Origin of the sequence: Pseudoalteromonas prydzensis (assembly GCF_011050055.1) — a bacterium.
Lineage (GTDB): Bacteria > Pseudomonadota > Gammaproteobacteria > Enterobacterales > Alteromonadaceae > Pseudoalteromonas > Pseudoalteromonas prydzensis_A.
Genome location: NZ_DRGM01000021.1, coordinates 1 through 26,004 on the forward strand (window position 1 = coordinate 1; position 26,004 = coordinate 26,004).

25 protein-coding genes are annotated in these 26,004 nt (G+C 41.9%); 7 read left to right on the forward strand and 18 right to left on the reverse strand.

Annotated features, from left to right (window positions below; genetic code table 11):
• Both ENH88_RS01520 and ENH88_RS01525 read left to right on the forward strand, forming a co-directional pair.
• Positions 1–124 (forward strand): hypothetical protein (locus ENH88_RS01520; protein WP_304178788.1); only part of this gene is annotated, 124 nt, incomplete at its 5' end.
• Positions 125–526: 402 nt separating this feature from the next.
• On the forward strand, positions 527–958 hold the full coding sequence (locus ENH88_RS01525; protein WP_304178741.1) for a hypothetical protein: 432 nt from the start codon (positions 527–529) through the stop codon (positions 956–958).
• Positions 959–998: 40 nt separating this feature from the next.
• Here the strand turns inward: ENH88_RS01525 and ENH88_RS01530 are convergent, their stop codons facing one another.
• From ENH88_RS01530 to ENH88_RS01585, 12 genes are all read right to left on the reverse strand, one after another.
• Positions 999–3,734 carry an ExeM/NucH family extracellular endonuclease gene (locus tag ENH88_RS01530; RefSeq protein ID WP_304178743.1) on the reverse strand — a complete coding sequence of 912 codons (2,736 nt, stop codon included), beginning with the start codon at positions 3,732–3,734 and terminating at the stop codon, positions 999–1,001.
• 138 nt (positions 3,735–3,872) lie between these two features.
• Positions 3,873–4,880: a porphobilinogen synthase gene (gene hemB, locus ENH88_RS01535; RefSeq protein WP_304178745.1), complete on the reverse strand. Its 1,008-nt coding sequence runs from the start codon at positions 4,878–4,880 to the stop codon at positions 3,873–3,875.
• A gap of 9 nt (positions 4,881–4,889) precedes the next feature.
• Positions 4,890–6,740 carry a sensor domain-containing diguanylate cyclase gene (locus tag ENH88_RS01540; protein WP_304178747.1) on the reverse strand — a complete coding sequence of 617 codons (1,851 nt, stop codon included), beginning with the start codon at positions 6,738–6,740 and terminating at the stop codon, positions 4,890–4,892.
• Positions 6,741–6,742: 2 nt separating this feature from the next.
• A complete protein-coding gene (locus ENH88_RS01545; protein ID WP_304178749.1) occupies positions 6,743–7,525 on the reverse strand; it encodes a TatD family hydrolase in 783 nt (260 codons plus the stop codon).
• A complete protein-coding gene (locus ENH88_RS01550) occupies positions 7,525–8,055 on the reverse strand; it encodes a hypothetical protein (RefSeq protein ID WP_304178750.1) in 531 nt (176 codons plus the stop codon). The genes ENH88_RS01545 and ENH88_RS01550 overlap by 1 nt, the downstream gene beginning before the upstream one ends.
• The gene (tatC, locus tag ENH88_RS01555) at positions 8,056–8,799 is read right to left on the reverse strand and encodes a twin-arginine translocase subunit TatC (RefSeq protein ID WP_304178752.1); all 744 of its coding nucleotides are present in this window, start codon (positions 8,797–8,799) and stop codon (positions 8,056–8,058) included.
• A 47-nt stretch (positions 8,800–8,846) separates the two neighbouring features.
• Positions 8,847–9,179, reverse strand: coding sequence for a Sec-independent protein translocase protein TatB (gene tatB / locus ENH88_RS01560; RefSeq protein WP_304178754.1), 333 nt, complete (start codon positions 9,177–9,179; stop codon positions 8,847–8,849).
• A 5-nt stretch (positions 9,180–9,184) separates the two neighbouring features.
• The gene (gene tatA / locus ENH88_RS01565) at positions 9,185–9,424 is read right to left on the reverse strand and encodes a Sec-independent protein translocase subunit TatA (protein WP_304178756.1); all 240 of its coding nucleotides are present in this window, start codon (positions 9,422–9,424) and stop codon (positions 9,185–9,187) included.
• A 67-nt stretch (positions 9,425–9,491) separates the two neighbouring features.
• Positions 9,492–11,093: a ubiquinone biosynthesis regulatory protein kinase UbiB gene (ubiB, locus tag ENH88_RS01570; protein ID WP_304178757.1), complete on the reverse strand. Its 1,602-nt coding sequence runs from the start codon at positions 11,091–11,093 to the stop codon at positions 9,492–9,494.
• A gap of 17 nt (positions 11,094–11,110) precedes the next feature.
• Positions 11,111–11,716 carry a ubiquinone biosynthesis accessory factor UbiJ gene (locus tag ENH88_RS01575; protein ID WP_304178761.1) on the reverse strand — a complete coding sequence of 202 codons (606 nt, stop codon included), beginning with the start codon at positions 11,714–11,716 and terminating at the stop codon, positions 11,111–11,113.
• Positions 11,717–11,756: 40 nt separating this feature from the next.
• On the reverse strand, positions 11,757–12,512 hold the full coding sequence (ubiE, locus tag ENH88_RS01580) for a bifunctional demethylmenaquinone methyltransferase/2-methoxy-6-polyprenyl-1,4-benzoquinol methylase UbiE (protein WP_304178763.1): 756 nt from the start codon (positions 12,510–12,512) through the stop codon (positions 11,757–11,759).
• Between the two features lie 102 nt (positions 12,513–12,614).
• Positions 12,615–13,601, reverse strand: a complete 987-nt coding sequence (locus tag ENH88_RS01585; RefSeq protein WP_304178790.1) for a GGDEF domain-containing protein — start codon at positions 13,599–13,601, stop codon at positions 12,615–12,617.
• A 357-nt stretch (positions 13,602–13,958) separates the two neighbouring features.
• On the opposite strand from ENH88_RS01585, the gene ENH88_RS01590 reads away from it, so the two are divergent.
• Both ENH88_RS01590 and ENH88_RS01595 read left to right on the forward strand, forming a co-directional pair.
• Complete coding sequence (locus tag ENH88_RS01590) at positions 13,959–15,734, forward strand: DUF885 domain-containing protein (RefSeq protein ID WP_304178765.1); 1,776 nt, start codon at positions 13,959–13,961, stop codon at positions 15,732–15,734.
• Between the two features lie 92 nt (positions 15,735–15,826).
• Positions 15,827–17,347 (forward strand): FMN-binding glutamate synthase family protein, encoded by a 1,521-nt coding sequence (locus ENH88_RS01595; protein ID WP_414704774.1) that lies wholly within the window; start codon positions 15,827–15,829, stop codon positions 17,345–17,347.
• An 84-nt stretch (positions 17,348–17,431) separates the two neighbouring features.
• Here the strand turns inward: ENH88_RS01595 and mtnK are convergent, their stop codons facing one another.
• Positions 17,432–18,649 carry an S-methyl-5-thioribose kinase gene (gene mtnK, locus ENH88_RS01600; RefSeq protein ID WP_304178769.1) on the reverse strand — a complete coding sequence of 406 codons (1,218 nt, stop codon included), beginning with the start codon at positions 18,647–18,649 and terminating at the stop codon, positions 17,432–17,434.
• A 133-nt stretch (positions 18,650–18,782) separates the two neighbouring features.
• On the opposite strand from mtnK, the gene mtnA reads away from it, so the two are divergent.
• Positions 18,783–19,808 carry an S-methyl-5-thioribose-1-phosphate isomerase gene (gene mtnA / locus ENH88_RS01605; RefSeq protein WP_304178772.1) on the forward strand — a complete coding sequence of 342 codons (1,026 nt, stop codon included), beginning with the start codon at positions 18,783–18,785 and terminating at the stop codon, positions 19,806–19,808.
• A gap of 3 nt (positions 19,809–19,811) precedes the next feature.
• Here the strand turns inward: mtnA and ENH88_RS01610 are convergent, their stop codons facing one another.
• From ENH88_RS01610 to ENH88_RS01630, 5 genes are all read right to left on the reverse strand, one after another.
• On the reverse strand, positions 19,812–20,876 hold the full coding sequence (locus tag ENH88_RS01610) for a RelA/SpoT domain-containing protein (protein ID WP_304178774.1): 1,065 nt from the start codon (positions 20,874–20,876) through the stop codon (positions 19,812–19,814).
• Between the two features lie 81 nt (positions 20,877–20,957).
• Positions 20,958–21,293, reverse strand: a complete 336-nt coding sequence (locus ENH88_RS01615; RefSeq protein WP_304178776.1) for a gamma-glutamylcyclotransferase family protein — start codon at positions 21,291–21,293, stop codon at positions 20,958–20,960.
• A gap of 24 nt (positions 21,294–21,317) precedes the next feature.
• A complete protein-coding gene (locus ENH88_RS01620; RefSeq protein ID WP_304178778.1) occupies positions 21,318–21,860 on the reverse strand; it encodes a 1,2-dihydroxy-3-keto-5-methylthiopentene dioxygenase in 543 nt (180 codons plus the stop codon).
• Positions 21,857–22,543, reverse strand: a complete 687-nt coding sequence (mtnC, locus tag ENH88_RS01625) for an acireductone synthase (RefSeq protein WP_304178780.1) — start codon at positions 22,541–22,543, stop codon at positions 21,857–21,859. The genes ENH88_RS01620 and mtnC overlap by 4 nt, the downstream gene beginning before the upstream one ends.
• Positions 22,540–23,157: a methylthioribulose 1-phosphate dehydratase gene (locus ENH88_RS01630; protein ID WP_304178782.1), complete on the reverse strand. Its 618-nt coding sequence runs from the start codon at positions 23,155–23,157 to the stop codon at positions 22,540–22,542. The genes mtnC and ENH88_RS01630 overlap by 4 nt, the downstream gene beginning before the upstream one ends.
• 90 nt (positions 23,158–23,247) lie before the next feature.
• On the opposite strand from ENH88_RS01630, the gene ENH88_RS01635 reads away from it, so the two are divergent.
• Together ENH88_RS01635 and ENH88_RS01640 are read left to right on the forward strand one after the other, a co-directional pair.
• Positions 23,248–24,390 (forward strand): methionine aminotransferase, encoded by a 1,143-nt coding sequence (locus ENH88_RS01635; protein ID WP_304178783.1) that lies wholly within the window; start codon positions 23,248–23,250, stop codon positions 24,388–24,390.
• A complete protein-coding gene (locus ENH88_RS01640; protein WP_304178786.1) occupies positions 24,378–25,166 on the forward strand; it encodes an amidohydrolase in 789 nt (262 codons plus the stop codon). Before ENH88_RS01635 ends, ENH88_RS01640 begins: the two co-directional genes overlap by 13 nt.
• Positions 25,167–26,004: the final 838 nt, after the last annotated feature.

Below are 26,004 nucleotides of genomic sequence, written 5' to 3' on the forward strand. Positions count from 1 at the left end.
ATTACGTACAATGACATCAGGTCGTGGTCAGTTCTCTATGGAGTTCTCACACTACGCACCATGTCCACAAAACGTAGCTGAAACTGTAATCGCTGCAGAAAAAGAGAAGAAAGCTGCTAAGTAATTAGCCTTTCAGCTCTTAAAAAAACCCGCACTTGTTGCGGGTTTTTTGTTGCTATAATATAAACTAATATCACAGAAGCAGGCTTGTTTAATTGTCTTGTTACGATGATTCACCCCTTCGCGATGTCGTCATTGCGCATCCAACGTCTTACTCACTAGCAAATGGCTAATCATTTATTACTTGCTGCTAAAATTACAGTAGTTAATAAATGTTAACTTAAAGATTTATTATTCAGAAAATAAAACTAATCGTTTATGACTAGGGAAAAAGTAGTGCAAATACTTGAATGCGAGTAGCTAAAACGGGTATGATAGCAGCTCGTGGCCATCTGTATGGTCCTACCGGAGAAACGGAAGTCTCTCGCAGAAAGAGACATATACATGTACTTTTTAGGACGTTTATATGAATGCAATTAAATTGAGCCCAAATTGGTTGTTACAATTAGTGATAATACTAATTGTTGCCATGGTGACTTTTTCAGTAACACTCATCTTTACAGTTAATCAAACTGTTTTAGCCTTAACGATCACTGTGATTATATTTATGATCTCCATTCTAAATATAATTAATCTACGGTTTTTGCACTGTTATAAAGCGGGGATTTATTATTCTCAAGGACTAGGTAAGAAATATATCAACGCAGACGAAATAGTTGATATTCAGTTTCATTCATTAAAATTATTGACCATGCTCGTAGTAACATTAGAAAACCAAAAGGTAGTTCGCTTTTATAATTGGCAGTTTGATGCCCAAACTCAGCAGTCGATTAAGTGTTGGTATAGAAAAAACAAAAGTAGTTGTAATAAGTTACAGCAAACACCTTGTAATGCATAAAAAGAAGGCCGCTGTTTAGCGGCCTTTTTCTATTTTACTACTATGCTTTTTTACGGCGTAACAGGGTTAGCGGTAATGCTAATAATGTTAGCCAAAACAGTGAACCAGAATCATCATCTTCGTCGTCTGATTGATCATTATCGATATTAATATAGACAAGTTGTGCGTTTGATAAGTTACCAGCACTGTCTTTAGCTTGTACCATTAATGTGATTTTTCTTTCAAATTCGAAATCCAAATCGCCCGCCACAATTAACTGTCCTTGTTGGTTAATAGTGATGGCATTAGGTCCTTGGACTATAAATTCAACAACTGGCGTGTACTCAGCGTCGGCATCGGTGAATTCCAATTGACCAATAACAGTACCGATAGCGCTATTTTCTAACACGTTGAAGCTTTGCTCTGGCGTTAGTACAGGTGCTTGTGGCTCTGGAATAGGTTGCTCAGGAGTCGCAGATTTTATATCAACAATAACAGGATCATGATCCGAGGCTCTATATGCATCGCTTGCATATAAACTTACTTGTTGTGCAGCTGATTTAAACTCAACATTATAGTCTAAGCTGATTGGCTCATCGGCATTGATATGCCAGTCTGTTGCAGCCACTACTTTGGTTAGCAAGCTTGGGCTAGCTACAGCGTGATCTAGGCTACCCAGTCGACCAGAGAAGCTATATGAATAGCCAAGGGTATTGCCGTCTAATTCTGCAACAACATTTTTAAACCCTTGATCGGCAAACGCGCGGATTGGATCTTCCATGGCGTAGGCGTTCATATCTCCGACTAAAATGATATCTTCATCATCGACACCTGTAGGTTTAGTGTTTAGCCAGTCTGCGTAAGCATTGGCACCGGCCACCCGAATTTCATTCCAACATGCTTGGCCATCGCCTAAGTCAGCATTGTTGCCATCTGCGCTGCCACAGCTGCCTTTTGATTTTAAGTGCGCGACTGCAACTGTAAACACTTCATCAGTCGTTAATGACTTAAAGCTTTGCGCAATAGGTGCACGGTTACTGTAATCAAACGGTGCTTGCGTAGTAATTACTGCGTTACCTACTTCGGCTACTTTATTAGCACGGTAGATTAATGCCGTAGTGATTTGGTCAGTACCAATTTGGTTTACGTTAAAATCAACAAATGCGTAGTTATTTACAGAATCTTCGTCATTAAGCGCATTTACTAAGCTGGCAATTGCGCTAAATTCGTCAAAGCCATCATTTTCGATTTCCATTAAACCGATAACATCAGCTTCTAATGCAACAATTGCACTGACAATTTTTGCTTGTTGGCGAATAAATTCAGCTTCACTGTCTGCACCACGGCTGGTTGGGAAGCCTGCACCTTGACCATCACCGTTAAAGTAGTTTAGAACGTTAAAGCTAGCGATACGTAAGTCAGCATCAGCATGAAGTTCTGGTGCCTCAGTACGCGGGTTAGTTGCAACAAAAGTTGGTTGTACGGTTGGGTGAATACGATAGCGATCAAAGCTGTATCCTAGAACACCAATAACGGTATTTACAGTATCGCCTAGGCGTAGCGTATTGTATGCATCTAAGCCAGTGCCTGGGTAAGCGATTGGATCAAGATTCTGCTTTGTTGAGCCATCATCAAGTAAGATTTGTTTTTTACTGTTTTCGGCTTCTACGGCATTAGCAGCATCACCTGGGAGCGCAATTTGCGTACCTTGATATAAGCGCTCTGTTGCTAAGTCAACTTCACCGTAACGACCTAGGCCATAGTTATTGGTAACAACAAGAGGCTGTTCTAAGGTAACTAGCATGCCTTCATAGGCTTCTAAATCAGCGACATCGGTAACAGGCAATGATATTTTAGTTGTTGTGGTTGTAAGACCTGTAGCACAGACTTCAACTTGGCTGACATCGCCAATTTGGGTGGCATTAAAGTACTCTGCGACACTGCCTTTCACGCGTACGTGGTCACCTACATTGACATCGGTATCAGCAAAGTACACAAAGACCCCTTCAGAAGTAAGTGGGTTTGTATCAATATCTGCATCAAGTGATGTAATAAAGAAGCCACTTAATTGCTCTGCGCCTTGAAAATCAGCAGTTACAATGCCTTCCAGCTCAACTTCAGTATTCAATAATGGACTATCACCACCTTCACCTTGAATTGCGTTGATAAGGGTTTTCGCTGCGCCACACTCAAGTGGTGTAACCGGTTCTGGTTCCGGCTCTGGCTCAGGTTGATTGTTTTCACCATGGAAGCCTAAGCCCGAAAAGTCATCTTTATCAAACTGCAGCCATTGCTCACTTGGATCAAATGCGCCTGTTGAATCTGTACGGCCAGAGGTGATAGCTGATTTCCGGCGTAGAGTTTTATCTTTAGTTGTTACACCACCATTGCTCCAAACCCCATCAGCTCCTATTTGACCAAAGCTATCAACTACATTGTCGTCCAAGGTAAGGGTCAAAGCATCATCACCATTAAAATTAACGGCACCACTGAATAGATCTGCTTTATTCTTTAATTCATCTACAGCCCTACTATCAGAAGTAACAATTACATATGTGCTGTTTGCGGCTATAGAACCCGTTAGGTTCTCGCTTGATGTCGCTGATACATTTTTATTTGAAAATAAATTAAGTGTATAACCGTCTAGAGATATAGCTGCTGATGAGGTGTTATAGATTTCAATCGCTTTATTGTAACCGCCACCTTCAACATATTCTGAAATTATTAAATTAGCGGAGGCTGGTGCACTGAGGCTTGCAATAACAAGCGCCAATGGCGTTATTTTTGTATTAAACATTATTATTTTTCCCGTGTATTGTGTCCCGAATGGGACAGTCAGTGTAAGGAAAATTTATGACAAATAAAATACAAAAAGTTAATGAAATGAAAATAAAAAGAGCGCCTTAGCACTCTTTCTTCAGTTATAGTGAAACTATTACTTTTTAAGCAATTGAGCGGCTTGTTTAGCAAAGTAAGTCAAAATACCATCGGCGCCTGCACGCTTAAATGCGAGTAGTGATTCCATAATCGTGGCTTCTTCAGCGAGCCAGCCATTATCAATCGCCGCTTTATGCATGGCGTATTCACCGCTGACTTGGTAAGCAAACGTTGGCACACCAAACTCGTCTTTAACCCGACGGACGATATCTAAATACGGCATGCCTGGTTTTACCATCACCATGTCGGCACCTTCTTGTAAGTCTAAGGCTACTTCACGCAATGCTTCATCAGAGTTGGCTGGATCCATTTGGTAGGTTTTTTTATCCGCGCCTTTTAGATTTCCTGCTGAGCCAATCGCATCTCGAAACGGGCCATAGTAGCTAGAGGCGTATTTAGCCGAGTAAGCCATGATACGAGTATGAACAAAGCCATCAGCTTCAAGGGCTTCGCGAATTGCACCAATGCGACCATCCATCATATCGGAAGGCGCAATAACGTCTGCGCCAGCCTCTGCATGTGAGAGCGCTTGTTTTACTAGAATCTCAGTAGTGACATCATTAATCACATAACCGTGTTCATCAATAATGCCGTCTTGCCCATGTGTAGTGAAGGGATCAAGCGCACCATCAGTAATCACCCCCAACTCAGGGAAGGCTTCTTTGAGGGCGCGGACAGTTCGTTGTGCCAAACCATCTTTGTTATAAGCTTCTTCGGCAAGTAATGACTTTTTGTCGCTTGGTGTTACTGGAAAAAGTGCCAGCGCAGGAATGCCTAAGTCGACCAGCTCTTTCGCTTCAAGTAATAGTAAATCAATTGATAAGCGCTCGATACCCGGCATTGATTCAATCGCTTCACGACGATTGTTGCCTTCAAGTACAAATACTGGATAAATTAAGTCATTTACAGTGAGCTGGTTTTCAGCCATCAAACGGCGAGAGAAATCACTGCGGCGCATGCGACGCATACGAGTATAAGGGAAAAGGTCGAGACCTGATTGGGCCATTATTTGCTCCTAGTCTAAAATTGGAAAGCTAACTACACGATTACGGCCACTTTGTTTGGCATGATAAAGTGCTTTGTCGGCGCAGTCTGTGAATAATCCTGGGTTATTAATGTCTTCAGCAATGGCGCTATACACACCAGCACTAATAGTAAACTTAATCTCAGTATTTGCTATAGCAATCGTAGCATCTAAGATTTCTTGACGTATTTGCTCTGCTAATTCAATGGCACCGCTGAGCACTGTATTGGGCAATAAAACTACAAATTCTTCCCCCCCATAACGTGCCACTTCGTCGAGTGGGCGCTTTAGGCGGTTTTTTATAATGTCAGCTACCGCACGAATCGTTTGGTCGCCAATTAAGTGCCCGTAAGTATCGTTAATACTTTTAAAGTGATCAATATCGAGCATTATTATACTCAAAGGAGTTTGCTCTCTGCGTGAGCGACGTAAGTCCATGACTAGCTTTTTATCAAAGTAGCGACGATTTTTGATTTTTGTTAGTGGATCTTCCATATTAATTTGCTCAAGCGCGCGGTTTTTTTCTTCAAGCTCGCGTAAGGTAACTTGTAGCTCAAAGGTACGCTCTTCAATATTCGCTTCGAGGTCTGATCTCGCTTGTTCTTGTAGCGCTAAACGCTCTTGTAGTAATGCATCATGCGCTTCACTTTGAGCTATTTTACTTTGTTGGGCTGCGACTTGCGCGTCACGTTCGATTAAAAAATGCTTTATGGTGGCAAAGCTTAGACTGAGTGAGCAAATTAAAAAACTAAAGAATACAAACGGTAAGCCACGGGTATTAAAATCATAAATATCAAACACGACAATTATCAAGTAAAGCTGCGTGGCAAAGAATATCAACGCGCCACATAAAAGTGCATTGAGAGGCTGGGTTTGCTGCTGCCGAATATCGATCCCTAACGCAGTTATATGCAATAGCATAATAATCAGAGGCACAAACAGACAGTAACTCAGCATGATATTGGTCGGCAGTAACCAAATAAAAAACAGGCTGATAAACAGTAACCTGTTACTCCATGTATGTAAGGGTTGCAGCAATGTTTTTACCGGCCGGCGCAACTGTTCAAATAAAGGTTTGAATAAGCAAGTTGCCAGTATCAGCATGCTTGGCACTGCCAGTTGTTGCAGCGTCGGTAAAGAGGGGTGAAAATAGCGATAGCCAAAGCCATATAAATAAATTAATAATAACCATAAGGTGATTAAAATTGTGCCGCACAGAGCAAAGTAACGTTTTCTAGAAAAACTAAACATGACTAAGCTTGTGATTGCCAAAGATAAAATAAATCCGACTAGCAAGCCATACAGTAAATTAAATTTACTTTTATCTTTTAAATACTCGTCATGCTGCCAAAGGCTCAATGGTACTCTGACACCATCTAAACTTTCAACACGCAGCAGTAATGTTGAATTACTGCTTGGTGGTAGCGTGAGTTTTACTAGTAATGATTCGGTTGCAATTTGTCGGTTTTTCAGTGGCAGTGCATCACCAATTTCTTTAACTAATAACGTGTTCTGCTTAAAGTAGTGGTATACCGCGACCTTATCTAATAATGGATTATCAATAGATAATAAAACCGCTAAGTCTGCATCTTCAGTATTAACCAGTTGTAGACGCAACCATACAGCTTGGCTCGTTAAGCCTAAATTGAGCGCTTGCTCTGTGGGTTGTTGCCACTGCTGCTTTGCGCCTAGCTTAGCTTGTTCGGGTGTTAAGGGCTGCAGGGAATACTGAAAAGGAATATCTTGTAAGTGTTTGAAGTGTTTATCTAAGACAATATGAGTGGCATGGGACGTAAATGAAATCAATAGCAAGCTAAATAGCAGCAACCAAACACGCTTCATTATCAGCCCTTGTGGTTGAATAACTGTTGGAAGTTAAGTGTAGTTTGCTTTGCAACGGTTGCAAATTCTAACCCTTTTAAGGACGCAATGGTTGCGCAGATATGTGGTAAATAACTTGGTTCATTACGATGAGATTTTGGTTTTGGTGTTAACGAGCGAGGGATCAAAAACGGCGCATCCGTTTCGATCAATAGTCGTTCAAGTGGAATGCTCGGTATCAGCTGTTGCAACTGTTTACCACGGCGTTCATCACAGACCCAACCGGTAATACCAATGTATAAGCCTAACGCTAAATACTGCTCAAGTGCTTGTTGATCACCTGTGAAGCAATGTAATACACCGCGAACGGAATACTGTTGCAAGATTGCTAGCATATCTTCACTGGCATCGCGTTCATGTAAATAGACCGGCAGATTTAATGCTACCGCTAAAGCTAACTGTCGGTGTAATACCGATCGTTGAGTTTCGCGGGGAGAAAAATCGCGATTATAATCCAACCCACACTCGCCAATTGCGACCACTTCTGGGGCTGCTACAAGTGAGCGTAATTGCTCTTCAAGCTGCTCAGTGGCTGATTTGGCATCATGTGGATGCACTCCCGCTGTTGCGAGTAACTGGTATTGCTTTGCTAAATTCAAGGCTTGGTGGCTGGACTCAATATCGCAGCCAATTAACAGCATTTGACTAACATTGTGTGCTTTTGCACGAGTAATGATAGCCAAATGTTGATCATCAAATTGATGATTGGTGAGGTTTACGCCAGCATCAATGAGATGGGTGGTCATTAATTGGTGCGCTTAACGCGGATCGAGCGATTCTGGCCTGCTTTTTTCAATAAAAAGGAGTTGAACAAACCGCGTTCGATCACAATGGTATCATTGGTTGAGATACGCAAGCTATCAGAGCCAATTTGACGCCATTGCTGACCATTGTCTAAGTTAATAATTAACTCACCGTAAGGTGCTTCTTCAACGCTTGTTACCTGCGCAGAAATTTCATCGTCGTTATCTTTGCTTACCTCTTTATGTTCAAGGCCAAAGTCTTCATTTTTAGCTTTCACGCGCTGCTCAGCCGCGGCAACTGTGCCCGCTGTTGCGGCAACCGCTGGCGCTGCACTATTCGTAGGTGGCGTTAAGGTTTTCGAGGTGGTTGGTTTGCTTAACGATTTACCTGCCATGGTGTTGTCATAACAAAGTAGGCGGTTAAAGTCATTTTCAACAAACGTACAGGCCTGTAAAGCTTGTAGGTTCACTTCGTTGGCATGGACTGTTGGAATACTTAGTAAGGCAAGTATGGGTAGTAGTTGTTTTTTCATTTATTCCTCTGACTCATTTTGCTGAGGTTTAGCACTATAAAAGGACGCTAAAATTAACCCCAATTCAAATAACAGTAGCATGGGAAATGCTAATAATGATTGTGAAAGTACGTCGGGTGGTGTTAAAAACATCGCGACGACAAACACACCTACCACAATATAAGGGCGCTTTTCTTTTAAACTCTGCGTTGTAGTAGCACCGCTGAAACACAGCAGCATGATAGCTACTGGGATTTCAAAGGCGACCCCAAAAGCAAAAAACAGCTTTAACGCGAAGCTTAAGTAACTGCTAATATCTGGCGCGAGGGTCATCATTTCTGGGCCAACACTAGTAAAAAAGCCAAGAATGATCGGTAGTACTACAAAGTAACAAAATGCGATACCACTATAAAACAATATAATGCTCGATGCCAAAATTGGCATTAGCATGCGTTTTTCATGTTGGTATAACCCTGGCGCAATAAAGCCCCATATTTGGTGTAATATCAACGGAAATGCGGCAAATAAAGCGACAAATAAGGTTAATTTAAATGGCGCAAAAAACGGTGCTGTTACATCCGTGGCGATCATAGTTGCGGTACTTGGTAAGTGCGCAACTAATGGGGCCGCTACAAAACTGTAAATATCGTTGGCGAAGTAAACCAACGCAATAAAAAACACCAATATGGCTAATAAGGCTTTCATTAGCCTATTTCGCAATTCAATTAAATGACTTACAAAGCCTGATTTTACTTGTTCAGTCATAATTTAACTCGTTACCGATATATAGACCACAGCGAACAAAAATAATTTCATTTTTGCTCATCAATATTCGCTTTTTTGGTTAGATCCGAGGAGGCTTTTTTATAACTATGGGTGACGGAATCAGCGGCTTTTTGCAGCTCGTCAACCGAGTCTTTTATTGCCGGATTGAGATCTTGCATGCCTTGCTGTTCAGCTTTTTTCAAATTTTGGTGCAACTCATGCACTCTTAATTCTTCGTTGACTTCGGCCTTAACCGAGTTCGCCAAAGATTTTATTGTTTTTATCCAGCGGCTTACCGTGCGGATAGCAACCGGCAAACGTTCAGGGCCAAGCACTACTAAGCCGACGATCAACACCACAACCAGTTCCCACATACCCATGCTAATTAAGCCTTATGGTCTTCTTTGCTTTTATCAACAGACTCTTTATTTTGTATTGGGTTATTTGCTTGCTCTATAGGTTCTGCTGGTTTTTTTTGCTCATCTTCAGAGACCGCTTTTTTAAACCCTTTAACAGCATTACCTAAATCACCGCCAATGCCACGCAACTTCTTAGTGCCAAAAAGTAACACTATGATTGCTAATACAATTAATAATTGCCAAATACTAATACCGCCAAAACCCATGGTTTACTCCAAATTTCATTGTATGTTTACGCTGATTATACTCAGCAGAATGTAAATAGCACTTAGTTTATGCATTTCGCCACGCTAAAATAAAGCCAATTATTGAACAACTTGCTGCAACAGTGGTAGCTATAAAATCATGCTGTAAATAACATAACCCCGACACTATCATCGCAGCGCCTGCAAATACACCCAGTAACAACGGCTTATGTGATGGCTGCGGCAATGGTGGTTGGCGGTGTTGCTGCTGTTTTAGGTTCTGATAAATTAAATCCGGTAGCTCGGGCATTTTTTCTGCCCAAAATGGTAAGTTTGCATATACTTGCTTAAGCACCGACCAAGGACCTACTTGCTGTTTTACCCAATCTTCTAAAAAGGGTTTTGCTGTTTTCCATAAATCTAATTGTGGATATAGCTGACGCCCTAGACCTTCAACATACAGTAAGGTTTTTTGTAGTAGAACTAATTGCGGTTGAACTTGCATATTAAAGCGACGAGCGGTATTAAATAGGTTAACGAGCACGTGACCAAATGAGATCTCAGCGAGCGGTTTATTAAAGATTGGCTCGCAGACGGTGCGAATGGCAAACTCAAACTCTTCGACGCTGGTATCTTTTGGTACCCAACCCGAATCAACGTGTAACTGTGCCACTTGGCGATAGTCGCGATTAAAAAAGGCAATAAAGTTTTCCGCTAAATAGCGTTTATCTTCTTTATTTAAAGTGCCAACAATACCGCAGTCTATGCCAATGAATTTGGGGTTTTCTGGGGTGTCGTAAGAGACGAACACATTACCAGGGTGCATGTCAGCATGAAAAAAGCTATCTCGAAATACTTGGGTAAAAAACACCTCCACACCACGCTCAGCGAGTAGCTTCATATTGGTGTTTTGCGCAATTAACGCATCTGTATCTGACACTGGAATGCCGTAAATACGTTCCATTACCAGTACATTTACACGGCTGTAGTCGCTATAAACATAAGGAATATAAAGGGATTCAGAGTCTTCAAAATTACGCTTTAATTGAATTGCATTCGCGCCTTCACGCAGTAAATCCAATTCATCAAGTAAGGTTTTTTTATACTCTTTAACAACCTCAACAGGGCGTAACCTTTTCGCTTCGTTGATTAGTTTTGCTACTACTTTGGCAAACTGTTCCATTAATGCTAAATCAGCGTCAATTTGTTCTCTGATATCAGGGCGAATGACTTTGATAACCACCTTTTGTGGTTGCTCGTGTTCGTCCACTAAAGTGGCTGTATGCACTTGGGCAATCGATGCCGATGCCAGTGGGGTTTGTTCAAAGTCGCTAAAGTATTCACTGATATCATCGATTTCGAGCGCATTTTCAATTAGTTGTTGCGCTAACGCGCCATCAAATGGCTGTACTTGATCTTGTAATAAGGCCAGTTCTAAAGCGATATCCAGCGGTAACAAATCGCGCCGAGTAGAGAGCATCTGACCAAACTTGATCCACACCGGCCCTAATTGTTGTAATGCTAAGCGCAGCCTTAAACCCGCTGGTTTTTCTGGGTGTTTGTTTTTTAGCCAAAACAAACATGCGCGACTCACTTTGCCATACCAAGGTATTTTTTGTGATGGTATTAATTCATCTAAACCATAGTTAAGAAGGGTCTTAGTGATGTTATAAAGCCGAGCAGCTGACACAAATAATCCTTACTGATTTATTTTGCTTGAAGTAATTGGTTAACTCGCAACTCAAGTTGCGCAGTATGACTTTTCAGTTGGCGCGTGTGTTGCTTAAATTGTTCAAGCTCTAAAGGATGAATCGTCACTTTGAGCTCGTCTTGGCATAGAGTAGTTAGCGTTGTAGAGAGTTTGTTGTTGGCTTTTTGGCCTTGCTGTTGGGTTTGTTTAACTAACAGCCATAATTGCTGTGCAGCGGCATCACCAAGGTAACGTGATAAATGTTCAGGCCAGTCGATATCAAGCGCTGCAAAGGCACTACTAAAGCCCTGTGCGATATGTAAATCGCCTTGCAAATCAAGCTTGTCTTGGCGAATTAACTGGGTGAGCATCGCTGGGTTTTTAAGTGCCATTAAGGTTTGCATATCAGCACTGATCATGCAATCAAATTGCTGCTCGGTGGTGTTATAGATATGCAGTTGCTGGCCAGTGAAGACGACCAAAAACTGTTGCTGCCAATCGCGTATATCAATTAATAAGCGTTGTTGTGCAATTGGTGCGAGTCTATCGCTAAGGCTTAAGTCGAGCTGCAGCGCAGTATTTAAAATACTTTCTACTAGTGCGACGATGAAATTATTTAACATACCAATACCTTAGCAATAAACGTTATGAACTTGGCGGTACTTAATATTTAAAGCCGCGATGCAATGCGACAATCCCACCAGTGAGATTTTGATAAGTAGTTTGCTCAAACCCAGCTTCGTTCATCATTGCTTTTAGTGTTTCTTGATCTGGATGCATACGAATAGATTCAGCTAAATATTTGTATGATTCACCATCATTTGCAACGAGTTCACCCATTTTAGGTAGTAAGTTAAATGAGTAAAAATCATAGGCTTTACTGAGCACCTGGTGCTCTGGTTTAGAAAACTCTAATACCAGTAAACGACCACCTGGCTTTAAAATACGGTACATTGAACGCAGTGCTTTATTTTGATCGGTAACATTCCGTAAACCAAAGGCAATGGTAATTAAATCAAAACTATTATCGGGGAAAGGCAGTGCTTCAGCATTCATTTGCACGTAGTCAATATTGCCAACCAGGCCTAAGTTATGCAGCTTTTCACGGCCTACCTTAAGCATTGATGAGTTGATATCACCTAAAACAACTTGCCCGGTATCGCCAACAAGTTGACTAAACTTGGCGGTTAAGTCGCCAGTACCGCCAGCTAAATCTAGTACCTGGTGGCCTTTACGCACACCTGAGCTGGCGATGGTTTGACGTTTCCATAAACGATGAATACCAAACGACATGAGATCATTCATTACGTCATATTTAGTCGCAACGGAATGAAATACATCGGCAACCATAGAAGCTTTTTCGGTTTCGGCAACGGTTTTATAACCAAAATGCGTGGTCTTTTCAGGATTCTCGTTCATGATTAATCTCTATCGTGGTAATAAAGACTAGTGTACTTGATTGTGCCTGTGAGGTGCAATTTGAATCTAGTTAAATTGCTTGTGGATCAAACTGATTAACGACTATTGACCTGCAATAAAACTGCTTTGGCCAAGCGATCTTGCCTTATGTGCGGCATTGGATGCTGTACGGGCAAGGTTATTAAAATCTTTTTCATCTTGATGTTTGGCAATACCTAATGAAAGGTTGATTGGCGGAAGCTTAATACCATTTTTCGAGCTGACAAAGCGAAGCTTTTCGACTCCATTGCGGACTTTCTCGGCAATGACATTCGCTGTTTCTGGGTCAATATCAGCCAATAATATGGTAAAAGCATCTTTGCTGGTACGCCCAGGTAGACCGCTTTCAAATACATATTTTTGGATCTGTTTAGCGACCTTACTTAAAATTACTTCACCAATGATGTCACCGTAGTTATCAATAAAGTGATCTAAGTTATCTATTTGAATGGCAATCGCACACACCGATTTTTTTTGGTCTAACCATAATTGTGTTTGCTGGTTTAAATAATGACGCTTAAAAAGGCCTGTTTGCTGGTCGGTGATGTGTTGTTTGCGTAATTGTAAGAGTTGTTGTTGAGTTTTCTCGTGTAATCGCTTTGCTTTGATCAGCTCTAGTTTAAATTGTTTATGTTGCGTGAGCAGATGGGCTGTTTGTTTATTTAATGTCTCAAGTGCGAGGCGACTTTGGGCAATATTATTTTCATCTAGCGAATGAACACAATCACTGACCTGACTGGCAAAGCGGATAATATCTTTTTCGGTTGCGTGCGCGCTACGTGATAATGAATTAATAATACCGTCGACATTGCGAACCATCTTAGTTTCGGCTTTGTGAGCGTGATCCATATAATCGAAGTACAATTGCTCTATATAGACACAGTCAATTTCTTGGCCTTGAGCAATAGCGCGATCAATGGTGGTATTTAAATCAGAATTAACTTGGCTGACGTAGGTGTAGACGACGTGATAATTAAGTGGGGTCGGTGGTAAAATATGATGTTCTAAAAAGATACATACCTTGGTCATTTTTTCTTGAGCAATAGCCATGGAATCATGGAACATCATTGTATACACCAATTAAATACACGTAACAGCGAAAAATTAAATAACCCTTTCCATGAGGTCTTGACGCAATCCTAGCGTATGAGATTGCCTTACATTAATCTGTATCGGGGATATTTAAAAGCAAAAATATGTAATTTGGCAGCGAAATTTCTATTTTTATCGTTCAATAGCTGATTTTCTCGACAATCTTGTTAAGTAATAAAAAATGCTGATTAACTACTAGTCAATAGTCGCGGTTAATTTAACCTTGTATTTTTGCCCTTGGTCGCATTTTGTTGGTTATTGTAGCTGTCTAGGTTAGGTTAAACCTCACGTTTTCAGTAGCAGACCCCTTATATTATGAAAAAATCACCTTCATCGGTTATGCGTTATTCTCTGTTAAGCATCGCCTTGGCATGTACATTAAGCGCTTGCCAAATGACCACGGTAGATAGCGATCAACAATTTACGCAAGTTGCGCAAGCAATTGTTGATTATCGAAAAAGTATTAGCGCGTATAGCCACCCAGAAGGTGTTGATGGCTATTTGTTAACTAATCTATCAGCTGAGTTTCTTGACCAGAAATATCAACATAACACGGAGTTATTGGCGCAGTTAGACGCAATAGATAAAGATAAGCTCAGTGATGAAAATCGTATTAATCTCACTATCATTCGCGGCCAAGTACAAAATAGTATTGATGAGTATGTATTTAATAGCCATTACATGCCACTGACTTCTGAATATGGTTTTCACTCTAGTTTATCGTTTATGGTGTCGCGTTCAGATTATAAGAAACCAGCTGATTATCAGCTTTATCTGCAGCGTTTGCAGCAAGTTCCACGATTCTTCAAGCAAAATATCGGCTGGATGCGCAAAGGCTTAGAGGTTGGCTTAACGCAACCGAAAGCGGTACTTGTTGGTTATCAAGATTCGATCAGTGCTTATATTGTGGATGACGTTACTGAGTCTGAGTTTTATAAACCATTTTTAAATAATACCGCAGGTTTAACTGACAGTGAGTTTTTTGCTTTACAACAACAAGCAAAAAAAATCATTAAAGAGCAAGTGATCCCTGCTTATCAAAGCTATTTAAGCTTCTTTAATGAAGAGTATCAGCCCGGTGCGCGTACTGAAATTGGTATCTCTGCAACACCTAATGGTGCTGCGTTTTATGCCAATCGTGCCAAGTATTACACCACCACAGACATGACCCCAAAAGAAATCCATGAACTGGGGTTAAAAGAAGTGGCACGTATTCGTGCTGAAATGGATAAGATTATTGAGCAAGTTGGTTTTAAAGGCACGTTTGCTGAATTTGTGCACTTTTTACGTACTGATCCGCAATTTTACGCTAAAACACCAGAGGAGCTTTTAAAAGAAGCCTCTTACATAGCTAAAAAAATGGATGCGCAATTACCTAAGCTATTTCATACCTTACCACGCATGCCTTATGGTGTTGCGCCCGTGCCAGCAAGCATAGCGCCAAAATACACCACTGGCCGTTATTCTGGCTCGAGTCGTGATGATCAAGCGGGTTATTACTGGGTAAACACTTACGCACTTGATAAACGACCTTTATATGTATTAGAAGCACTTACTTTTCATGAAGCTGTACCGGGGCATCATTTACAAATCTCTCTAAATGCGGAGTTAGAAAACCTGCCAAGTTACCGTCAAGACGCCTATTTATCGGCATTTGGTGAAGGGTGGGGGTTATATTCTGAGTATTTAGGTATCGAAGCAGGTTTTTATCAAGACCCATACAGTAACTTTGGCCGTTTAACTTATGAAATGTGGCGAGCAGCCCGTTTAGTGGTTGATACTGGCATGCATATGTATGGTTGGAGTCGCGATCGCGCGATGAAGTTTATGAGTGAAAACACCGCGCTTTCATTACATAACGTAAAAACTGAAACCGATCGCTATATTTCATGGCCTGCACAAGCGCTGTCGTACAAAATTGGTGAGCTAACGATTAAGCGCTTACGCAAAGAAACTGAGCAAGCATTAGGGCAAGATTTTGATGTCCGTGAGTTCCATCATCAGATACTTCGTCATGGCTCTGTGCCCATGTCAGTGTTAGAAGATCAAATCCATCAATATATTGAAACTGAGCTAGAAAAGCGCGGCTAAGTTACTATCCTTACTTTATCTCGGTGCGTGCTTGACTGGTACGTAACCGAGTTTTCCTTTTAAAACATTTGCTTGAAACTTGTTCTACTTATATGCTCAAAGCTGGGAAAATAATCAGCAAGGGGCGTTGCGTGAGTGATTTTATAATTTTTAGTATTGATGTGTTTGCCAGTTTATTTATTGTGGTATTTGGCTGTTTAATTTTACTGGTTATTTATTTTTATATTAGTGATGTTACTCAATCAAAACAGGCAATTAGGAAAAACTATCCGGTAATTGGTCGATTTCGCTATTTTTTTGAGCGCCAAGGCGAGTTTTTCCGTCAATACTTCTTCGCTATGGATCGTGAGGAAATGCCATTTAATCGTGCCGATCGTAGCTGGGTTTACAAAGCGGCTAAAAATGTTGATCGCACCACCGCGTTTGGCTCAACTCAGAGCCTAGAAGTTACCGGTACCGTGATGTTTATGAACTGCGCGTTTCCTACTTTAGACGAAGAAGCGCTTGAGCCTAGTGCTGTGACTTTGGGCCCGCATTGTCCCAATCCTTATATTACTAAATCGCTATTTAATATTTCAGGTATGAGTTTTGGTGCGTTATCAAAACCTGCAGTACGTGCGTTATCGCAAGGTGCAAAACTGGCTGGTTGTTGGATGAATACCGGTGAAGGGGGGTTAAGCCCTTATCACTTAGAAGGCGGTGCCGACATTGTGTTTCAAATTGGCACCGCTAAATATGGTGTGCGCGATGAGCAGGGCAAATTAAGCCATGAGAAGCTCAAACAAATAGCAGCGCATGAACAAGTCAAAATGTTTGAAATTAAAATGAGCCAAGGCGCTAAACCGGGTAAAGGTGGTATGTTGCCAGGCAAAAAAGTCACCGCTGAAATTGCGGCTATTCGTGGTATCCCAGAAGGTCACGATTCAATTAGCCCAAATGGTCATCCTGAAGTTAAAAACCCTGCAGATTTACTTGATATGATTGCCTCGGTGCGCGAAACGACTGGCAAGCCAACCGGCTTTAAAGCGGTTATTGGCGCTTATGCATGGCTGGAAACCTTGTTTGCTGAGATCAATCATCGTGGTATTGAATCTGCGCCCGATTTTATTACTATCGATAGTGCTGATGGCGGTACCGGTGCTGCACCACAACCGCTGATGGATTCGGTGGGGTTACCGCTAAGAGAAAGCTTACCGTTAGTTGTTAATATGCTGGAAAAGCATGGCCTACGTGAACGAGTTAAAGTTATAGCCTCAGGTAAGCTAATAGTGCCATCAAAGGTTGCTTGGGCACTTGCACTTGGTGCTGATTTTGTGGTCTCGGCACGGGGTCATATGTTTGCTTTAGGTTGTATTCAAGCGTTGCAATGCAACAAAGATACTTGCCCAACAGGGATCACTACTCATAACGAGCGCCTACAACGCGGCTTAGATGTCGCCGATAAAGCCCAGCGCGTAGCAAATTACAATAAGTATATTCATTATGGTGCAGGTTTAATTGCCCACTCATGTGGGGTATTTAGTGCCCGAGAACTCGGCAGGCAGCATGTACGCGTTGTGCAAGAAAATGGTTTATCAGAACCACTTGATAAAATGTATGAAAACTATCAGTAATTTAAAGGGGCTAGGTAATAGGGCCCGCCCAGAATAGATTGCTAAAAGGCACTTAATAAAGTGCCTTTTGCTATTTTTATAAACTTAATTTAGTTGGCTTATCAATAAAGAGAAAAACTCTTCTTTGCTATTACAGGTATGGGCGTTTAATACTAATTGCTCACCCAGCGCTAAAGTGTGGCGTTGCACGTCTAAACGCGCCTGTGCATCTTCAATACCATCAATGTCAGCAACGTGTGCTAAGCCGATAGTGCGGCGTATCAGCTCGGTGCCACAGTAGCCAATCGCGTCTTGTAATACTTGTTGCATAAAATACTCGCCATAACCAGCGGCCTTTAAATTGTTATCTGTGGTTTGCTCTGCAATTAACTTCAGCCACTGTTGCTCAAATAAAGAATAACTCTCTTGCAGGCAAGTCAGTAAATGGCTGTGATAGTTACGGCGTGTAACAAATTCACTAATACGAGCATTTTGTGCACAGTAGTTTAATAATAAGTTGCCGATAAATGAGCCGATATCAAAGCCAACTGGGCCAAAAAAGCCAAATTCAGGGTCGATCATCTTAGTAGTGTTTTGATCGACAAAAATACTGCCGCTATGCATATCACCATGCAGCAAGGTTTGTGGGCAAGATAAAAACGTGGCTTTTAGTTTTGCGATCGCTAAATGTAATGCGGCGTTATTTTGTAGTTTATTGACTGTACTTTGCAGCTCGCTTGGGTAGTTATTACGCTCATGTTCACGCAAGATATCGTTGAAAAACAAATCTTCAGTAATTTGGCACAACTCTGGATTAGTAAATTGACTGACTTTGGCTTTTTTATCTTGCGCGGTTAGGTAAAAGTCTGAGTTATAAAAACCGCTGTGGCTTAAGTAGTGAGCCACATGCTGGCCCAGCAGCGGGAATTGCTCTGCGTTTATTTGTGCGCTACGCAAAATTTGCAAATGACCAAGATCTTCTAAAATGGTCAGCGCTTGCTCTGGATTATGATGCAGTACTTTTGCCGTGTAGTCTGGGCTCAATGCGCCGTGGTTGAGTAAAACCTCAGCTTCAATACGTGCTCGGTCAAGCGTCAGTGGCCATGATTCACCCACACAGCGCGCATAAGGCAAGGCCTGCTTTAAAATAACGCTATTACTTTGCTCGTCACTTATTCTAAATACCAGATTTAAATTGCCATCTCCAAACTCATACGCCGTTAACGTTTGGTCAGGATCAAACAAGTCATAGCCATCTTTAGTTACAAGATTTTTAATATAATCAATCGCATGCTGTGCATTAAAGGCAACGTATTCGGGCATCGGCGTACTCTCAGAAAATGATAAACGATAGCATTCTATACCTTCAACCGTTTAGATGTCTACACTTCTGGGTTGTGCGTTTTAAAAACTGCTGTAAAATAGCGATTAGCCAAACGATTATTCAGGATCAACCATGCAAGATCTCATCGCGAGTAGTTTAAAATATCAAAACAAGACACTAAGTGTGTTAGACCAATACTTATTGCCACACCAGCAGCTATGGCACGAATGTAATGATGTAACCACTATGAGGGATTTGATTTTAAGCTTAAAAATACGCGGCGCACCGCTGATTGGCTTAGGAGCAAGTTTGCTAGTTGCCCATTTGGCAGGGCAAGGCACAGCTAAAGCAGCATTAGCGCAGGCGATTGATGATTTAGAAGCCACTCGACCTACCGCCGTTAATTTAATGCATTGCATGGCAAAGTTACGTATTGCGTTACAGCGAGATGATTATGTAACGGCAATCGTCAGTGCCGCTGTTACATTGTTTAATGAAGATATCGCTTTGTGTGAAAGCATGGCAAATCATGGTGCTGCACTGGTTAACAGCGGTGATAATATCCTCACGCATTGTAATACGGGTGCCTTAGCGACCGCAGGGATTGGTACTGCTCTTGGTGTTATTTATAAAGCGCAGCAACGTCATGGCGATATTCATGTGTGGGTGGATGAAACGCGGCCATTACTGCAGGGTGGGCGTTTAACCGCGTTTGAGCTTGAACGCTGGCAAGTACCTTACACCTTAATTTGCGATAATATGGCAGCGAGTTTAATGGCTGCTGGCAAGGTTGATAAAATTTTTGTCGGTGCTGATCGCATTGCTGCAAATGGTGACTTTGCTAATAAAGTGGGCACTTATAATTTAGCGGTGTTGGCGCATTTTCATAACATCCCATTTTATGTGGTAGCGCCATTAACAACCCTCGACGTAAACACAGCATGCGGCGCAGAGATTGAAATTGAGCAGCGTAACAGCGCAGAAGTGCGCGGTGTAAGCGGAAGCTTTGGTGAGGCGCTATGGGCACCTACAAATGCTAACGTATATAATCCCGCGTTTGATGTAACCCCCGCTAAGCTTATTACCGGCTGGGTGCTCGATACTGGCGTATATGATCAATCGCAAGTGTTGGCAGGTGAATTGAAAGACTTAAATTAACAGCTAACCCAGTAATATACGGCTGAATTCTGAAAGAAACTCAGAAGTGTCATTAAGGTAGTTGGGATAGGCTTTTTCGATAGATTTCAAGTCATTTCCCGCTACTAATAATACGTTGTTGTGAGTTTGTCGCTCTTGCTCTGCATAGTGCGTTAATGCTTCTTGCTTCTTACTGGCTGCGTACAAAAAGACCCGACCCATTTGAGTTTCGGTATTATGAACAAGTAAAGCAAAACCTGTATCTTTTGATTTATTTTTAATCTCGTCAACTTGAAACGCACGGTTAAACGCATCGAGTTTATGAAATGCTGCGAGCTTTTTATTTAAAGCAGCTAATTCATCAATAAAGCTTTGTGATTGTTCAGCACTTAATTGATTTGAGCCATCTTTAACGGCAAGAAATTCACCCATGATAAAAAATAATCGTTGCCAATCTGTATCAGCGGCTTGTGGGTTGGTTTTCAGTGTTTCTTTTTCAATAATATCGACGATTTCGACTGTAGTTGCCCATAAATGCTGGAGTCGAGTACGTAATTGAACTTCGATTTGAAAGCCTTTGTAATCGTGAGACTCTAAATTGTTATAACTTTTATAGACACGATGAATGCCCCTATAGCCAGTGGCTTTAGGATGATCAATATAATCATATGACTTTACGCTATGGACTGTTCGACTTGAATCTAAACTTTTATTGAGCTTATACAGGTTATCTAAATTGTCTAAAATAACTCTGCAACCACCTATGTCGTGCATGCGCTTGAGGTTGATGGCATTTTCACTTTTGCCGTCTAACGACTCACGTTGCAGTTTATCAATAATTGTCGGCAAACGTTTTAAGCGACGTACAATAGTAGCAGAATCAAGCAGATTGAGTTTTTTTACGTGTTTCCATACTAAATTTTTGATGATGGTCAGCGGGTATAAATGAGCCGCGCGATAGTTTTGAATGACTTCGGTAGCAAATTCAAAATCGCCTTCTTGTTTACGAAAAATACGGCCAGCTTTTTCAACTTGCTTACGAGAATACGCAAGTTGTTGTTTGGACTTTTGATATTGTTCGTTGACCATTTCACGTTCACTTAATTGAGTAAAACTAACACTGAAAATATACTACAGAGTTAAGTTGTTTAAGTCATCTTTGATATGACGTTAGCTCTTAGCTACATACACCCATGCATCAATGCCGCTGCTAAATGACTCTGCTATACGGATGTAGTCATCAACTTCATAGCTATCTGCGTTAGCAAGTTCCTCTAAGGTGATGGTAAAAATAGTGCCGGTTACGGTATCCGTTGCCAGCCCTGTTTTGATTAGCGCGGGATGAAACCGCTGGCCGCTGCTTTTCAGCACGGCGGCGTCGGTGATCTCAACTTCGCCTACCAGGTAACCTTGCAGCGTGTCGGCTTGACCGTCAAGCAAGCGACCAAAGGTATCAAGCTGTACTTGCGCTAATTGCAGTGTACCGTATGAAAATAGCTTTTCCATTTAAATTCCTTTATTAACAGATGCCTAGTCCAATAAAGGAAATTGCTTAGCAATCTCAGATTCGGTGCTTTGTGCCACCCAGCCTTCGGTATTATTAAACAAACGAATGGCAGTAAATTCAGGATCGCTGCCCATATCAAACCAATGCGGGGTAAGCTCCGGTACTGAAATTAAATCACCTTGCTGGCAAAGCACTTGGTATACCTTGTCGTTAATATGTAGGCAAAACAGTCCTTGGCCTTTTACAAAAAAGCGCACTTCATCTTCACTGTGAGTGTGCTCAAATAAAAACTTAGCACGAAGCTCTGTGGCTGCTGGATTACCTTTTGCTAATGAAATTACATCAACCGTTTGATAACCACCTTGTTGCTTCAAGCGCTCAATATCGTTGCTGTAGGCATCAATAATATCTTCATGGCTGGTATCGGCGTTAATAACTGCGCTTGCTTGCCACTGTTCAAAACGAACATTTACTTTATTAAGTTCGGTGGCAATTTGTGTTGCATCTTGAGTATTTAATAAGGCATTGCTGCCGTTACAATCAGCAAAAATAGTCAGTTGGCTCATGCTAAATGCTCCGCAGTAAATTGACTAAAATCGTTAATATAGTTATGTGCAGGCGAGCTTGCTTGACCATCACGGATCAGGTGTAAGGTGTTTAAACCTGCGGCTTTGGCGGCATCCAGTTCAGCGGCTACATCGCTTAAAAATAACACTTCATTAGCGGCAAAAGGTAGTTGCGCAATAATATTGTGATATGAACTTTGCTCTTGTTTAGCGCCAACTTGAGTATCAAAATAATCAGTAAATAAGGAGCGAATATCACCAAAGTCAGAGTAGTTAAAAATTAAATGTTGGGCTTTCACCGAGCCTGACGAGTACACATACAACTGCTGGCCGGCTTGTTGCTGCGCAACTAAGAACTGGTAGGCATCTGGGTATAAATGGCCGGTAAAATCGCCATTTTCATAGCCAGTTTGCCAAATTAGACCTTGTAACTGTTTTAATGGGGTGATTTTTTTATCGTCACGGATCCATGCAAGTAAAGTGTCAATTACCACATCGATACTGGCGTCAGGCTGTTCAATAATCGCTTTTACGGCATTAATTTGCTCTGCTACCGCGCTTTGCGTTTGCTGAGTTTTTACAAACTCAGGGAGTTGTTTGGCGGCATACGGAAACAGCACCTCTTTAACAAACGAAATGCGAGTAATGGTGCCTTCAATATCGGTCAGCAGCGCTTTGATCATGATTCTAATCCTACTAATTTTAAGCGTTCTAATTCACATGCAAATAAGAACTCAAGGCCTTCTAATTGGCGGCGAACTTCACTGATTGTACGACCCACCGCATACAGGCCATGGCCACGAATAAGCACGCCATGCTCAATAGGGATATGCAGGTGGTGATCGCTCACTAATAAACTTAGGCGATCAATGTCTTGGTCGTTATCAAAAATTGGAATGCTTAAGGTGTCTAAATGCGAAGTTATACCAGTTAATGACTTTTGCATTTCGTAGCCGTGTAAATCTAGGCTGTGGCCTTTAATAACTCGAGATAATACTGTTGCGGCGACAGAATGAGTGTGTAATACATAATTAGCAGCAGGAATTAGTTTATACATGCTTAAATGCAATTCAGTTTCAGCCGAGGGTTTGGCGGCGCTAGCACTGCGATTACCTGCATGATCTAGTTCAATAAAGGTATGCGACCCTAATTGTCCTTTGTCAAAACCGCTGGCAGTAACCACAAAGCCAGTATTGGTTCGCGCTGAAAAGTTACCACCTGTGGCTGGCACCCAACCACGTTGGCTGATCCATTTACCTGCTTCTATAAGTTCTGAAATAGCGGTATTGTTATGCATACATTCCTCATACTGTTTTAGACGGCTATACTTCTGTTAACAGCAATGATAGCATCGCTTTGGGCGCAAAACCATCATTAAGGGTAACCAGTGTTTGAAAGTAAATTGCCAAATTTAGGCACCAGTATTTTTAGTCAAATGACCGCTTTAGCAAATCAACTCGAAGCGATTAATTTATCGCAGGGTTTTCCTGAGTTTGATGCGCCTGAGCTACTTAAAAAACAGCTTAATCACTATGTGCTTGAAGGAGTTAATCAATACTCGCCGTCAAGTGGTGTACCGCGCCTGCAGCAACAAATTGCCCAGTTAGCAAAACGCAAATATGCGGCTGAAATAGATGCCGCCCAGCAAGTAACGGTAACCTCAGGTGCGACCGAGGCACTGTTTGTTGCTATTCAAGCGCTGGTGCGCGAAGGCGACGAAGTCATCGTATTTGACCCTGCCTATGACTCATACCAGCCAGCGATTGAATTGGCCGGTGGTAAGTCCGTTAATATTACGCTGTATGCTCCGAGTTATGCAATTGACTGGCAAACGGTGGCTGCGGCTATCAATAGCAAAACGCGGGCTATTATAATCAACACCCCACATAACCCAAGTGGTAAAACGTTAAAACAGCACGATATTAATGCTCTAAAAGCCTTAGTAATCGAGCATGATTTATATGTAATAAGTGATGAGGTATACGAGCACATTACCTTTGATAAGCAACCGCATTTAAGTGTGCTGCGTGATGACGAATTGTTTGCTCGCAGCTTTGTGATCTCAAGCTTTGGTAAGACTTTTCATAGCACAGGCTGGAAAATGGGCTACTGTATCGCACCCGCTGCACTTGCGGTCGAGTTTCGTAAAATTCACCAATACGTGACTTTTTCAAGTTTTACGCCCGCGCAACATGCACTCGCCGATATGTTAGAGCAACAAGGTGAGCATGTGGATGAGCTGAGTGAGTTTTATCAACAAAAGCGCGATGTGCTCAGTAATGCTCTACAAGATAGCCGCTTTACCATTTTACCAAGTGAAGGCACCTATTTTTTACTGCTTGATTACAGCGATGTATCGGATTTAAATGACGTAGAATTTTGCCACTGGTTAGTAGAGCAAGCTGGCGTTGCAGCCATTCCACTGAGCGTGTTTTATCAGCAACCAAGCAACGATAAAGTTATTCGCTTATGCTTTGCCAAACATGACGCCACGCTATTACAAGCCGCGGAGATTTTATGTCAACTTTAACTCTAGCACTGATACAAACATCGCTTAATTGGTTAGATAAAGACGCCAACTTGGCACACTTTAGCAATAAAATAGCTGATATAGATAAATCAGTTGAGCTTATTTTATTGCCAGAAACCTTTGCCACCGGCTTTGCTATCAATCTTGATTGCGCAGAGCCGGATCATCAGTTAAAGCAAGGTAAAGTGCTTGATTGGATGATCGCGTCGGCAAAATCAAGCAATGCGGTGATAGCAGGCTCGGTGCTCGTACAACAAGGTGATAAAAAAGCCAACCGCTTTTATTGGGTTTGGCCTAATGGCGAGGTGAAATTTTACGACAAACGGCATTTATTTTGTTTAGGTAAAGAAGGTGAGTTTGTTAAAGCGGGTGAGCAACGTGAAGTGTTCACCCTTAATGGTTTTAGAATTTTACCGCAAGTATGTTACGACTTACGCTTTCCGGTATTTCAGCGTAATCGCAACGACTACGATGTGATGGTTAATGTCGCCAACTGGCCCGCCGCACGACGCAAAGTATGGGACACCTTACTGATGGCACGGGCGATGGAAAATCAATGTTATGTGATTGGCGTTAATCGTATTGGTGATGATGGTAATGGCGTCGCGCACAATGGCGGCACGGCAGTGTATGACTTCAAAGGTGATACGCTGGCTAAAGCGAAGGACAATGAAAGCTCTGTTTTGATCACGACACTTGGTAAAGAGTCGCTTGAGGCATTTAAACAAAGCTTTCCAGCGCACATGGGTGCGGACGGGTTTAGTTTGCAGGATTAAGGATTAAGTTTGGGTTAAACTTGGCTGCTTGAGTTGATATTAAGAAACCCTCATTTACTTCTCATTCTTTTCTCTTTGTGCAATAAGATCTTTAAGTAAATTATTCACAAAGAGGTTAAGAGGCGCTGCGCTTAAAGAGGATTATCACCCGCCTTCATCGGTGTAAAGGTTACGGACATAAAACGGTAGGCTTTTTAAACTGGTATTAGTGTCAAACGTGGGGATGGGCTTGCTTACGTCCATGTAACCAATCGCGGGAGGCGCTTTGCAGCGGCCCCAAATGTTCCAGACAAAGTTTGTTCTCACTCTGGTCGAGGGTTCTCACCCGCCTTTATTGGTGTAAAGGTTACGGACATAAAACGGTAGGCTTTTTAAACTGGTATTAGTGTCAAACGTGGGGATGGGCTTGCTTACGTCCATGTAATCAATCGCGGGAGGCGCTTTGCAGCGGCCCAAAATGTTCCAGACATTTTGTCGAACCCTGGTCGAGGGTTCTCACCCTCCTTCATCGGTGTAAAGGTTACGGACATAAAACGGTAGGCTTTTTAAACTGGTATTAGTGTCAAACGTGGGGATGGGCTTGCTTACGTCCATGTAACCAATCGCTTCGCGACGCTTGCAGCGGCCCCAAATGTTCCTGACATTTGGTCGAACCCTGGTCGAGGGTTCTCACCCGCCTTCTGCCATTTTTAACAACAAAAAAAGCCCCGCAATAAATTGCGGGGCTTTCTTCGTTATTAAATGGCGGAGAAGGAGGGATTCGAACCCTCGATAGAGCTACAAACCCTATACTCCCTTAGCAGGGGAGCGCCTTCAGCCCTGTCTCTTATACACATCT